The organism is Bradyrhizobium sp. (assembly GCF_047605465.1).
GTDB lineage: Bacteria > Pseudomonadota > Alphaproteobacteria > Rhizobiales > Xanthobacteraceae > Bradyrhizobium.
Genome location: NZ_JASGFS010000052.1, coordinates 37,901 through 49,403 on the forward strand (window position 1 = coordinate 37,901; position 11,503 = coordinate 49,403).

The 11,503-nt window shown below is 65.7% G+C and carries 14 protein-coding genes; 10 read left to right on the top strand and 4 right to left on the bottom strand.

The features are described 5' to 3' along the window. The first annotated feature begins 38 nt into the window (after window positions 1–38). The gene (locus QM712_RS27835) at window positions 39–314 is read left to right on the top strand and encodes a DUF3551 domain-containing protein (RefSeq protein WP_415026358.1); all 276 of its coding nucleotides are present in this window, start codon (window positions 39–41) and stop codon (window positions 312–314) included. Window positions 315–347: 33 nt separating this feature from the next. Then, complete coding sequence (locus QM712_RS27840; RefSeq protein ID WP_415026359.1) at window positions 348–611, top strand: DUF3551 domain-containing protein; 264 nt, start codon at window positions 348–350, stop codon at window positions 609–611. Here the strand turns inward: QM712_RS27840 and QM712_RS27845 are convergent. Further along, entirely contained in the window at window positions 608–1,798 is a 1,191-nt protein-coding gene (locus tag QM712_RS27845) for an FAD-dependent oxidoreductase (protein ID WP_415026360.1), read from the bottom strand. The genes QM712_RS27840 and QM712_RS27845 overlap by 4 nt on opposite strands. Window positions 1,799–1,963: 165 nt before the next feature. Here QM712_RS27845 and QM712_RS27850 point away from each other — a divergent pair, with 165 nt between their 5' ends. Beyond that, window positions 1,964–2,374 carry a MarR family winged helix-turn-helix transcriptional regulator gene (locus tag QM712_RS27850; protein WP_415026370.1) on the top strand — a complete coding sequence of 137 codons (411 nt, stop codon included), beginning with the start codon at window positions 1,964–1,966 and terminating at the stop codon, window positions 2,372–2,374. 18 nt (window positions 2,375–2,392) lie between these two features. On the opposite strand, the gene QM712_RS27855 is transcribed toward QM712_RS27850, so the two are convergent. Next, window positions 2,393–3,373, bottom strand: a complete 981-nt coding sequence (locus QM712_RS27855) for a Bug family tripartite tricarboxylate transporter substrate binding protein (RefSeq protein ID WP_415026371.1) — start codon at window positions 3,371–3,373, stop codon at window positions 2,393–2,395. Window positions 3,374–3,609: 236 nt separating this feature from the next. On the opposite strand from QM712_RS27855, the gene QM712_RS27860 reads away from it, so the two are divergent. From QM712_RS27860 to QM712_RS27885, 6 genes are all read left to right on the top strand, one after another. Next, window positions 3,610–5,424 (top strand): long-chain-acyl-CoA synthetase, encoded by a 1,815-nt coding sequence (locus tag QM712_RS27860; protein WP_415026361.1) that lies wholly within the window; start codon window positions 3,610–3,612, stop codon window positions 5,422–5,424. A gap of 144 nt (window positions 5,425–5,568) precedes the next feature. Next, window positions 5,569–5,814: an acyl carrier protein gene (locus QM712_RS27865; RefSeq protein WP_415026362.1), complete on the top strand. Its 246-nt coding sequence runs from the start codon at window positions 5,569–5,571 to the stop codon at window positions 5,812–5,814. Beyond that, window positions 5,801–7,183 carry a class I adenylate-forming enzyme family protein gene (locus tag QM712_RS27870; RefSeq protein WP_415026363.1) on the top strand — a complete coding sequence of 461 codons (1,383 nt, stop codon included), beginning with the start codon at window positions 5,801–5,803 and terminating at the stop codon, window positions 7,181–7,183. The genes QM712_RS27865 and QM712_RS27870 overlap by 14 nt, the downstream gene beginning before the upstream one ends. Continuing rightward, window positions 7,176–7,898: an SDR family NAD(P)-dependent oxidoreductase gene (locus tag QM712_RS27875; RefSeq protein WP_415026364.1), complete on the top strand. Its 723-nt coding sequence runs from the start codon at window positions 7,176–7,178 to the stop codon at window positions 7,896–7,898. Before QM712_RS27870 ends, QM712_RS27875 begins: the two co-directional genes overlap by 8 nt. 126 nt (window positions 7,899–8,024) lie before the next feature. Then, window positions 8,025–8,240 carry a hypothetical protein gene (locus QM712_RS27880; protein ID WP_415026365.1) on the top strand — a complete coding sequence of 72 codons (216 nt, stop codon included), beginning with the start codon at window positions 8,025–8,027 and terminating at the stop codon, window positions 8,238–8,240. Window positions 8,241–8,497: 257 nt separating this feature from the next. Continuing rightward, complete coding sequence (locus QM712_RS27885) at window positions 8,498–9,643, top strand: DUF3095 domain-containing protein (RefSeq protein ID WP_415026366.1); 1,146 nt, start codon at window positions 8,498–8,500, stop codon at window positions 9,641–9,643. 10 nt (window positions 9,644–9,653) lie between these two features. Here the strand turns inward: QM712_RS27885 and QM712_RS27890 are convergent, their stop codons facing one another. Both QM712_RS27890 and QM712_RS27895 read right to left on the bottom strand, forming a co-directional pair. Further along, window positions 9,654–10,094, bottom strand: a complete 441-nt coding sequence (locus QM712_RS27890) for a DUF2147 domain-containing protein (RefSeq protein WP_415026367.1) — start codon at window positions 10,092–10,094, stop codon at window positions 9,654–9,656. 131 nt (window positions 10,095–10,225) lie between these two features. Further along, window positions 10,226–10,753 carry a GNAT family N-acetyltransferase gene (locus QM712_RS27895; protein WP_415026368.1) on the bottom strand — a complete coding sequence of 176 codons (528 nt, stop codon included), beginning with the start codon at window positions 10,751–10,753 and terminating at the stop codon, window positions 10,226–10,228. 237 nt (window positions 10,754–10,990) lie between these two features. Between QM712_RS27895 and QM712_RS27900 the strand changes: the two genes are divergently transcribed. After that, window positions 10,991–11,503 (top strand): superoxide dismutase (locus QM712_RS27900; protein ID WP_415026369.1); only part of this gene is annotated, 513 nt, incomplete at its 3' end.

The following is an 11,503-nucleotide window of genomic DNA, read 5'->3' on the forward strand; positions in this document are numbered from 1 at the left end:
TTCAGACCCGTCGACGCTACCGATTCGAGGACATGTCCATGCGCCTGCCGATCCTGACCCTCACCGCGATTGCCGCGCTGTTCGCCGCGGCGGATGCCAGCGCCCAGACCTATGATCCGCGCTATCCGGTGTGCATGCACATTTACACCACGGGCGGGTGGGGCGGCGGCGGCGACTATTTCGACTGCTCGTTCACGTCGCTGCCGCAGTGCCGCGCCTCGGCGTCGGGCCGCTCCGCAAGCTGCGATCTCAATCCCTATTACGCCTTCAACGAACCGCCGCCGCCGCGCCGGCGTCAGCGGCAGCCGCAGTAGCGTTCCGGCGTGCGGCCAACAGCGGCATCCCTGATGCGTCTCGGCTCGATCGTCGCCATCGGCGCGGTGTTCGCGGCCGCGCCCTTGCATGCCCAGACCTTCGACCCCCGCGCTCCCGTCTGCATGCACGTCTATTCCGGCGCGAACGGCGGGGGCGGGGAGTGGTACGACTGCTCTTTCACCTCGCTGCCGCAGTGCCGTGCAACGGCCTCAGGCCGCCCGGCGACCTGCGATCTCAATCCGTATTATCCGCCCACCCCTCCCCCGGCGCGCTTGCGCCACCGGAGAAGCGGCTAGCCTCGTGCGGCATCGCCGTGCGCGGTGACGCCGGCGGCGAGATTGGCTCTCGCGGCGAGATGGCCCTGCATGTGCTGCAGGGACAGTTCGAGCCCGATATGGGAAAGTTCGGTCGCGACCGCTTCCGCGGCATGCGCGGCCGGCATTGCCACTCGCGCGAACATCTCCTGCTCGTAGATGCGGACCGCTTCGCGCCAATCCGCCTTCTCGGCCAGATGCCGGGCGAGCTCCGCCCCATCGAACATCGCCATATTGACGCCGTCGCCGCCGAAGGGCGACATCACATGCGCGGCGTCGCCGAGCATCGTCAGCCCGGGCCGGTTCGTCCAGTGATGGCCGACCGGCAGCGCGTGGATCGCGCGCGCCGCCAGCAGATCGTTGCTGGCACGGATCAGGTCGAGCAGCCTGGGCGCCCATCCCGCGAACTCGTCGATGAGCCGGGTGCGGGTTGCCGCGGGCGATGCGAGGTCGAAGGTCTTGTCGGCCCAATCGGCGGGGACGCGGAAGATGGCGTAGCCGCGCAAATGGGCGTTGCCATTGCGCTGCACGATCAGGCCGCGGCCGCCGCCTTCGGCGCCGAGCTTGCCGCGTCCGACCAGCGCGGCGAGTGCCGGATGACGGGCGTCCGCATCGTCGATGCCGAACTCGATGAAGGTGATGCCGGTGTATTGCGGCTGGTAGGCCGACAGTAGCGGACGCACGCGCGACCATGTGCCGTCGGCTCCGACCACGAGGTCGAACGGGCCTTTGGTCTCATTCTCGAAGCGAAGCACGAACGTGCCGTCGCCGGCCGGAAGCACCTCATGCAGAGCGTGACCCCATTGGACGCTGCCGACGGGCAGTGATGCGAGCAGGATCTCCCTGAGCGCGGTGCGATCCACTTCGGGCCGGTCGGCGTCGGCGGCATCGTCGTCGGCGAACAGCAGCGTGCCGTGCTCGTCATAGAGCCGGCTGCCCTGGTCCTCGAAGCGGGCGATACGGCGGAATTCGGCCTCGAGCCCGGCGCGCCGCAATGCGAGCTGGCCGTCGTCGGCGTGAAGGTCGAGCGTGCCGCCCTGCGGGCGCTCCAGCGCATGCGTCTCCTTCTCGAACACGGTGGCGGCGATGCCGGCGAGATGGAGAATGCGCGCGAGCGTCAATCCGCCGGGGCCGGCGCCGATGATGGCAATACGGGGACGCGAGACCATGGACAGGCTCCTCCAGCATGATATATAGGGTCCTATATATTATATATAGGTGACTATGCAATGGTGGAATCGAGCAAGGAAGGGGCAGTGACGGCGACGGGAGAGCCGGGACTTGCCGCAGCCGACGAACAGGAGCTGTTCAGCACGCCGGCGCCGCTCATCAACATGGCTTCGCGCGGATTGATGCGCCTCGCCGAGCGCCGTCTGAAGCCGTTCGGGGTCGGCGCCGGCCAGATTCCGGTGTTCTATCTGCTGCGCAATGGCGAGACGATGTCGCAGCGTGACCTGGCCCGGCTTGCGCGTGTCGAACAGCCGTCGATGGCGCAGACCCTTGCTCGCATGGAGCGCGATGGCCTGATCCGCCGGGTGCCGGATCCGGAGGATGGCCGCAGCAGCTTGATCTCGCTCACGAAGAAGGCGGTGGCGAAGATGCCGGCGCTGCGCGAGGCGCTGCACGCGGGCCGTGCCGAGCTGCTCGAGGGTTTCAGCGATGCGGAGGTCGCAATGCTCTGCGATCTTCTGCTGCGCCTGAACCGCAACCTGGACCGTGGGGTTCTCCGGGAGATCGCGGAGTGAGGGACGCGGTGCTCGCCGCTATTCCTTCCTGATCCCCGACAACTGCACCACCTTGCGCCAGCGATCCGTCTCCGCCGTCAGCATGCCACCGAACTCCTTCGCAGTGCCGTGCAGCGGGATCGCGCCGAGCTCGGCGATCCGGGCCTTGATCTCCGTATCCGACAAGGCGGTGTCGATCTCGCGGTTGAGGAGATCGACGATCTCGCGCGGCGTGTCGTGCGGGGCGCCGACGCCGTAGAAAGAACTCGTCTCGTAGCCGGCCAGCGTGTCCGCGATCGGGGGAACATCGGGCAGGATGTCCGAGCGCTCGCGCGTGGTGACGCCGAGTGCGCGCAGCTTGCCCGCGCGGACCAGCTCGAAAGAGGAGGTGACGTTATCGAACATGCCCTGGATCTGGCCACTCATCACGTCCGTCAATCCCGGCGCCGAGCCGCGATAGGGCACGTGAATGAATTGTACGCCCGCCAGCGATTTGAACAATTCGCCGGAGAGATGCAGCGAGGTACCGATGCCGGAGGAGGCGATCGACATCTTGCCGGGATTGGCTTTGGCATAGGCGACGAAATCGGCCACGCTCTTCACCGGCAGGTCGTTGTTGACGACCAGCACCAGCGGAATCCGCGCGACGCCTGCAACGGGAGCGATATCCCTGGCGAAATCGTAGGGAAGCGTCGGATCGAACGAGGCATTGATGGCGTTCGCTGTCGAGGTCAGCAGCAGCGTGTAGCCATCGGGCGTCGAGGTGATCACGGCCTGGGTGCCGATGTTGCTGCCGGCGCCGGGCTTGTTCTCCACGATGAAGGTCTGGCCGAGCCGATCCGACAGGCGCTGGCACAGCAGCCGCGACAGCACGTCGGTGGCACCCCCGGGCGCATACGGCACCACCCATTTGACGCTGCGCGATGGATAGGACGGATTGCCCATGGCGAAGGCACGCGGTGCGGTGAGCGAAGCCGCTGCTCCGGCGGCGGTCTGAAGGAAACGTCGCTTCGAGATCATCGTCTGCATCCCCACTCTCGCGTTGTTCCTCCCACGAGGAGAAGCGGTGAGCGTGTCGTCTGGATTTGAGAACCTGTTATCGCAAGAATTGCGCCAGGCCGCGCGGCGTTCCCGTCGACTTGGTAAAGGATGACTGCAGTTAATAGGGAGCTAACCGAGTTTTACCTTGTCTCTTAACGCCTGGGTCAGGGCGGGGGCGTTAAGCTGCCGCAAACAGGCAGACACGGCCCGAAAGAATGAACGGCATGACCACCGGTGTCATCGAGCAGTCGAAAGCGGCGCGTGCGCCCTCGGCTTCGAAAATCTGGCTGAAGGCCATCGAACTCACCGCGCGGATCGAGACTCTGCGAGGCCGCCTGTTTGCCGACGTCGTCGACGATTGGGCGAGGCGGCAGCCCGATCGTGTCGCGCTGATCGCGGACGACGCAAGTCTGGACTATGAAGGACTTTCGAAACGCATCAACCGTTATGCGCGCTGGGCGCACGCGGTCGGCGTGGCAAAGGGTGATACGGTCGCCCTGATCATGCCCAACGGCATCGACTATGTCGCTGCCTGGCTCGGCATCAGCCGCGTCGGCGGCGTGGCCGCGCTGATCAATATCAGGCTCGTAGGGCAATCGCTGGCGCATTGCCTCAACGTCGCAAATCCCGCGCACATCATCGTCGACCATCAGCTCTCGGACGTGCTGGACGGAGCGTCGCCGCATTTGAAGAGGCAAGGCAAGATCTGGACTCATGGCGATGCCCGCGGCGAACGGGCCATCGATGTCGCGCTGGCCGCGCTCGACGACGGACCGCTCTCGCGCGACGAACATGGCGACGTTACCATCGACGATCGCGCATTGCTGATCTACACCTCGGGCACCACCGGTCTGCCCAAGGCCGCGAGCATCAGCCATCGCCGCATTCTCAACTGGGGCTTCTGGTTCGCCGGCCTGACCGGCGCGACGCCGCAGGACCGGCTCTACGACTGCCTGCCGCTGTTCCACTCGGTCGGCGGCATCGTCGCACCCTGCAGCATGCTGGCTGCGGGCGGCTCGGTGGTGATCGCGGAAAAGTTCTCCGCCTCGCATTTCTGGTCCGACATCGTGCGCCACGACTGCACGCTGTTCCAATATATCGGCGAACTGTGCCGCTACCTGCTCAAGTCTCCGCCGTCGGAATACGAAAATCGTCATCGCCTGCGGCTCGTTTGCGGCAATGGTCTGCGCGGCGACATCTGGGAGGATTTCCAGGGGCGCTTCGCCATTCCGCGCATCCTCGAATTCTATGCCGCGACCGAGGGCAATTTCTCGCTGTTCAACGTCGAGGGCCAGCCCGGCGCGATCGGCCGCATCCCGCCGTTGCTCGCGCACCGCTTTCCCGCAAGCCTCGTCAAGCTGGATCCCGACAGCGGAGAGCCGCTGCGCACCGCCGACGGCTTGTGCGTCGCCAGCGCACGCGGAGAGTCCGGCGAGGCCATCGGCCGCATCGGAACGGCGGATGAGGGCGGCGGCCGCTTCGAGGGCTACACCGATGCCGGGGAAACCGAGAAGAAGATCCTTCGCGATGTTTATGCCAAGGGCGATGCCTGGTTCCGGACCGGCGACCTGATGCGGCTCGACGACAAGGGCTTCTTCCATTTCGTCGACCGGATCGGTGACACTTTCCGCTGGAAAGGCGAGAACGTCGCGACCTCGGAGGTCAACGACGCCGTGCGCGATTTCACCGGCGTGGTCGATGCCACGACCTACGGCGTCAGCGTTCCCGGCGCCGACGGCCGCGCCGGCATGAGCGCGATCGTCGTCAACGAGGGGTTCGACATCGCGGCGCTGCCCGCGCATCTCGCCCAACGCCTGCCTTCCTACGCACGCCCGGTCTTCGTCCGCATCTCGCGCGAACTCGACGCGACCGAAACGTTCAAGCAGAAGAAGGGCGATCTCGCCCGCGAGGGATCTGATCCCGCGGCGATCGCCGATCCGCTGTTCATGCTCGATCCGAAATCCGGGGCCTATGTCGTGCTCGATGCGGTGGTCTTCGCGGAGATCGCGAATGGATCGATCAGGCTGTAGACGCACCGAAATCGGGAGATAGATCCAATTTTATCTGAATTGTCCAAGAGGCCATTTACTTCTCTCGGGTAAACAGACGGCCATGGGGAGGCGGTCATCAAGAGCCGCCGCGATACGAACGATCAATAACAGAGCGAGCAAGCCATGTCGGTAAGGTTAAAGATCATTGAAGCGATCCGGCAGATCGCCAAAGAACAGCACGTCGCGCTTCCCGAACTGACGGACGATCTGTCCCTGCACGAGACGGGCTTCGATTCGCTCGCCTTCGCCATCCTGGTCGCGCGCCTCGAGGACGAGACCGGCGTCGACCCCTTCACCATTTCCGAGGACGCAGCGTTCCCCGCAACCGTGGGTGACTTCGTGCGGGCCTACGAAAATGTCCCCGCGTGAGATTTTCGCGCTTCGCGACCATCTCGGCGCGGAGCTGAAGGGCCGCACCCTGTCGGACGCGCATGATTGCGTGTCGCTGACCGATATCCTGTCGCAGACGGTTCTGGGCGGCCGGCTGCCTGAACTCTCTGGTCGCGCGGTCCTGCTCAAGCTGTCGGATCAGCTGCGATCCGGCCTCGCCATGATCGAACTCGACGGCATCGCCCGTCGCATGCTGCTGTGCCCGCCGGACCTCAATCCGGCGCATCTCGATGCGCTGATCGCGGACGCCGGTATCGATGCGGTCGTCACCGACGAGCCCGCGCGTTGGACCGGGACGGGTGTCGCGCTCGTCGTCACCTCGCAATTGCCGCTCGAAACCACCACGCCCGCCCGGACCGAGCGCGCCACCGAATGGCTGATGCTGACGTCGGGCACGTCGGGCGTGCCGAAGATCGCCGGCCATACGCTGGAAGCCCTGACCGGTGCGATCGTCGCCGAGGGCCCCGCGCGCGGCCCGGCACCGGTGTGGGCCACATTCTATGACATTCGCCGCTACGGCGGCCTGCAGATCTTCCTTCGCGCCGTCCTCTCCGGCGGCTCGATGGTGCTGTCGGACCCGCATGAAGCGCTCGCCGACCACGTCGCGCGCCTGAATGCGCGGGGCGTCACGCATATTTCCGGCACGCCCTCGCACTGGCGCAAGCTCCTGATGAGCGGTGCGGCCGCGCAATTCGCGCCGCGCTATGTCCGGCTCTCCGGCGAAATTGCCGACCAGGCGGTGCTCGACGGACTGAAGGCGGCCTTTCCGAATTCGTCCGTCGGCCACGCCTATGCATCGACCGAGGCGGGTGTCGGCTTCGCCGTCAACGACGGGCTGGAAGGCTTTCCGGCCGACTATCTCGGCAATCGCAACGGAGTGGAGATGAAGGTCGTCGACGGCTCGCTCCGCATCCGTTCGACGCGCACGGCGCATGCCTATATCGGCCGCAACGCCTCCGCGCTGACCGATGACGACGGCTTCGTCGACAGCGGCGACATGGTCGAGCTGCGCGGCGACCGCTACTACTTCGTCGGCCGCCGCGGCGGCATCATCAATATCGGCGGCCTGAAGGTCCACCCCGAGGAGATCGAGGCGGTGATCAACCGTCATCCGGCGGTGCGGATGTCGCGGGCCAAGTCGCGGCGCAGCCCGATCACCGGCGGCATCGTCGTGGCCGACGTGATCCTCGCCGACGGCACCGATCCGGCGCGAGCCAAGGAGACCCGCGACCAGATCCTGGATCAGTGCAGGGCGCATCTCGCCTCCCACAAGGTGCCCGCGGTGATCCGCTTCGTCGATGCGCTCGACGTCACGCCGGCCGGAAAACTGGCGCGCACCGATGCATAATGTTCTCGTCACCGGCGGCAGCCGCGGCATCGGCCTCGCGATCGCGACGCGCCTTGCCGGCGCCGGATACAATGTGATCGCCGCGGCCCGCCGCGAGAGCGAGGAGCTCAAGGCCGCGATTGCCGCATCCGAAGGCCGCCTGCATTTCCGTGCTTGCGACCTCGCCGTGATCGACGCGATCCCGGCCTTCGCCAAGCTCGTGCGCGATGATTTCGGCGCGATCTACGGTCTGGTCAACAATGCCGGCCTCGGCACCGAAGGCCTGCTCGCGACCATGCACAATTCCGAGATCGAAGCTCTGGTGCAGCTCAACGTGCTGTCGCCGATCATCCTCACCAAATATGTGGCGCGGCAGATGATGGCTGACGGCGCCGGCCGCATCATCAACATCTCCTCGATCATCGCGACCACGGGCTATAACGGTCTGTCCGTCTATGGCGCGACCAAGGCTGCGGCGACCGGCTTCACCCGTTCGCTGGCGCGCGAAGTCGGCAAGCTCGGCATCACCGTGAATGCGATCGCGCCGGGCTTCATCGACACGGAGCTCACGCACAATTTGTCCGACGAGGGGCGCAAGCGCATCGCCGGACGCAGCGCGCTGCGGCGCCTGCCGGACACGGACGACGTCGCGCGCATGGTGGAATATCTGCTCGGCGAGGGCGGCCGGAACGTGACCGGCACCGTATTCACGATCGATGCGGGCAACACGGCCTGACGGGAACCGTCACGCCTCGATCGAGTTGATCCGGCTCAATGACAGCAAGCCGGGTTTGGTCATAAGATGCCTCGCAATCGGTTGGGTTACGTCAATCGATCTGCCCTAATCGACAGGGAGCAGTCCATGGCCATGTCAAACATGTCCGCTGCGAACGAGGGGCACGCGTCGGCCGAGCCTTCGCGTGAGAAGCCGGGCGACGTCCGCTGCCAACCCATGACTCATCAGAACTCCGGTGCCTACGGCCACGAGATGTATCCGCAGCAATTCGTGCGCCTGGTGGGCTGTCATGACGCGCGCGCGTCCACGTTGCGCAAGCGCCAGGACGAGAAGCTGCATTAGCCGCTCGCGTCCGCCCATTCGGCGGGTCAATCCGTTTTTCTTGAGACGTCAGGCATCCGCTCGGTGAGGCGATGGATGTGCCGTGCGCGCTCTTTGGCGCGATGAGGGATCGAGCCGGCGATCGATCGCGGCCTGCGGCATTGCAACGCGCTGCTTGTTGTCCGGTCCATTTCGGCCAATGATCGGGAATCAAAACCCCGACCGCTCTGCCGCGTATCTGTTCCCGGACACGCTTCCCAACCATCCGGCATCACCCGATGATCTCTGGCGCATCCTTCTACGACGGCATCCGGGTTTTCCGTGGCTTCACCAGCCTGATGGACCCGGCACTGTATTCGCCGTTGCCGGACGACTGGAGCATCGGCGTCGCCGACATCGTCGATTCCACCAAGGCGATCGCCGCGCAACGCTACAAGGCGGTCAACATGGCGGGTGCCGCGGTGATCGCGGCGGTGACCAATGCGCTCGAGGGACGGGAATTCCCCTTCGTGTTCGGCGGCGACGGCGCGAGCTTCGCGGTCGCCCCCTCCGATGTCGAGGCCGCCCGCGAGGCCCTTGCGGCCACTGCGACCTGGGTGCGGGAGGATCTCGATCTAAGCATGCGGATCGCGCTGGTGCCGGTGAGCGCCATCCGTGCGCAGGGCCTCGACGTGCGCGTCGCCCGTTTCGGGCCCTCGGCGAACTTGTCTTATGCGATGTTCTCGGGCGGCGGGCTGAGCTGGGCCGATGCCGCGATGAAGCGCGGCGAGTTCGCGCTGACCGAGGCGCCGGCCGGCACCCAGCCCGATCTGTCCGGCCTGTCCTGCCGCTTCGAGGTGATCCCGGCCTCGCGCGGATTGATCCTGTCGGTGCTGGTGCTGCCGGCGCGTGGCGCCGATCAACAGGCGTTCCGCAAGGTGATCGAGGACATCATTCACCTCGTCGAACGCAGTCCGGATGGCGGCCGCCCGGTGCCGCCGCAGGGGCCTCCGCTGAAATGGCCGCCGCAGGGATTGGACTTTGAAGCCCGCACGAGGCGCGGCGGTCCGCTGCTCGCCCGGCGCGCCCGCGTGCTGGCCTATACGTTGTTCGTCTATCTGATCATGCGCTTCGACCTCAAGGTCGGAGGCTTCATGCCGAAGACCTACAAGCGGGAGCTCGTCGAGAACTCGGACTTCCGCAAGTACGACGACGGCCTGCGCATGATCCTCGACTGCACGCCGGAACTCGAACGGGATTTGAGAGATCGGCTCGCGGCGGCTGCAAGGGACGGCATCGTGCGCCACGGTCTTCATCGGCAGGACGCCGCGATGATGACCTGCTTCACGCCGTCGGCGCTGCGCAGCGACCATGTCCATTTCATCGACGGCGCGCGGGGCGGCTACGCCTCGGCGGCAACGGCGTTGAAGGCGATGATGGCGTGAGCGGCTAAGCTCAGCGTCCCGCTCGCGTCCAGGTCTCGCCGCCGCAGAGCGCGCCGACGCAGCCCTCGACCCGCAGCGAATCCGCGCCGCTCACGCTGATGTTGCTGGCATAGGTGCTGCCGTCGTCGGCATTGTAGATCTGGCCCGACCATTTGCTCGGACCCGACGGCTGCATGCCGCTGAACAGCGGCAGTCCGACGATCGGACGCTTGGCGAGCGCGGGATTGGGATTCTTGCTGTCGGTCGCGATCTGGCCGGTCGCGGTGTCGTAGGGCTCGCGCAGCCAGACGACGACGCCGCAGATGCCGCCGCCGCATTTGCTGATCTTGACGCGCGCATCGCCGGCCTGGGTGAGCCAGGTTCCGCTCGCATCGGCGCTCTGCGCATGCGCGGCCGTCGCGCCGGACAGCGCGGCCAGGATGACGGAGAGGATGGCGAATCGGTTGAACATGGAGGAAGCCCCCGAAAATGGAGGCGCTTCCATAGCAGCCTAGCGGGATAGTGCAACGCCGGACAAAATCACGTCGCTGCGCTCATTTGCCCCATCGCGGGCGAGTGTCTGGAGTGATGCGCCCGGATGGCTCACCACGGCAGGCCGCACAGGTCGATGGTGCCCAGCGTCGGCGCGCGGACGATGTCGAAGACGTAGGGCGCCATGTAGTCGAAGCGGACCCGCCCCTCCGGCTGCTCGCAATAGATTTCGCCCGCGAAGGCCTGCCATTTGCGCGCCTCGTAGAACGCGGCGTTGTGCGGCTCGCAGAACAGCAGCGCGAAGCGCACCGCCTCGTTGGCGCGCATGGTGTGGATCGCTGCCTCCAGTCCCATCGTCGCGTAGCCGCGGCCGCGGCGATCCTCGCGCGTGCAGACGCCGCCGATGCCGCCGACGTGAACCTTGCGGCCGTTCCAGCTCACGGTGCGGAAGTAGATGCCGACATGGCAGACGAGGCCGTCCTCGGGCGTCTCGATCAGGACGCGCAGGTCGGCATGGGCCCACATGACGCGGCCCCAGGGCAGCTTCTCGACCCGGTGGCGCGGCCAGACCGCGCTGTGCAGCGGCTCCGCGATCGACCACGAGGCGTCGCCGTTCAGGATGTCGATCTCGATGCTCATCGTCCTGCCTCTCGCATCTCGGCTTCGTGGTGTGTTCGTTCTGCCATAAGCGCCTCAAAGGCAATGATATTTTGCGGACCGCGGCGGTTGGTTGGCGGTTTCGCGATAGCGCTGCCGCGCAATCGAGTCATGCCGTCGCATCACCCATTTTCGCAAATTGGCGGTATTTAACGACGATGGAACCTTCTATAAGAGTCCCCGTTAAGCCAGTTCCCTCCCAGTTGCGGACAAGAACCCATGACCTTTACGCTGCCCCCACTCCCTTACGCCTATGACGCCCTCGGCCAGTTCATGTCGAAGGAGACGCTGGAATTCCACCACGACAAGCATCATCAGGCCTACGTCACCAACGGCAACAACGCGCTCAAGGGGACCGAATGGGAAGGCAAGCCCCTTGAGGAGATCGTCAAGGGCTCGTTCGGCAAGAACCCCGCGGTGTTCAACAATGCCGGCCAGCACTACAACCACATCCACTTCTGGAGCTGGATGAAGCCCAATGGCGGCGGCACCAAGCTGCCGGGCAAGCTCGAGAAGAAGATCAACGAAGACCTCGGCGGCTTCGAGAAGTTCAAGACGGACTTCCAGGCGGCCGGCGTCGGCCAGTTCGGCTCCGGCTGGGCCTGGCTGCAGGTCAAGAACGGCAAGCTCGAAATCTCCAAGACCCCGAACGGCGAGAATCCGCTGGTGCACGGCGCTACCCCGATCCTCGGCGTCGACGTCTGGGAGCACTCCTACTACATCGACTATCGC

What these genes read in the sequence shown, in the direction of transcription:
- QM712_RS27835 (WP_415026358.1), top strand. Translation starts at nt 39, where the DNA reads ATGCGCCTGCCGATCCTGACCCTCACCGCGATTGCCGCGCTGTTCGCC.
- QM712_RS27840 (WP_415026359.1), top strand. Translation starts at nt 348, where the DNA reads ATGCGTCTCGGCTCGATCGTCGCCATCGGCGCGGTGTTCGCGGCCGCG.
- QM712_RS27845 (WP_415026360.1), bottom strand. Translation starts at nt 1,798, where the DNA reads ATGGTCTCGCGTCCCCGTATTGCCATCATCGGCGCCGGCCCCGGCGGA.
- QM712_RS27850 (WP_415026370.1), top strand. Translation starts at nt 1,964, where the DNA reads ATGGCTTCGCGCGGATTGATGCGCCTCGCCGAGCGCCGTCTGAAGCCG.
- QM712_RS27855 (WP_415026371.1), bottom strand. Translation starts at nt 3,373, where the DNA reads ATGATCTCGAAGCGACGTTTCCTTCAGACCGCCGCCGGAGCAGCGGCT.
- QM712_RS27860 (WP_415026361.1), top strand. Translation starts at nt 3,610, where the DNA reads ATGAACGGCATGACCACCGGTGTCATCGAGCAGTCGAAAGCGGCGCGT.
- QM712_RS27865 (WP_415026362.1), top strand. Translation starts at nt 5,569, where the DNA reads ATGTCGGTAAGGTTAAAGATCATTGAAGCGATCCGGCAGATCGCCAAA.
- QM712_RS27870 (WP_415026363.1), top strand. Translation starts at nt 5,801, where the DNA reads ATGTCCCCGCGTGAGATTTTCGCGCTTCGCGACCATCTCGGCGCGGAG.
- QM712_RS27875 (WP_415026364.1), top strand. Translation starts at nt 7,176, where the DNA reads ATGCATAATGTTCTCGTCACCGGCGGCAGCCGCGGCATCGGCCTCGCG.
- QM712_RS27880 (WP_415026365.1), top strand. Translation starts at nt 8,025, where the DNA reads ATGGCCATGTCAAACATGTCCGCTGCGAACGAGGGGCACGCGTCGGCC.
- QM712_RS27885 (WP_415026366.1), top strand. Translation starts at nt 8,498, where the DNA reads ATGATCTCTGGCGCATCCTTCTACGACGGCATCCGGGTTTTCCGTGGC.
- QM712_RS27890 (WP_415026367.1), bottom strand. Translation starts at nt 10,094, where the DNA reads ATGTTCAACCGATTCGCCATCCTCTCCGTCATCCTGGCCGCGCTGTCC.
- QM712_RS27895 (WP_415026368.1), bottom strand. Translation starts at nt 10,753, where the DNA reads ATGAGCATCGAGATCGACATCCTGAACGGCGACGCCTCGTGGTCGATC.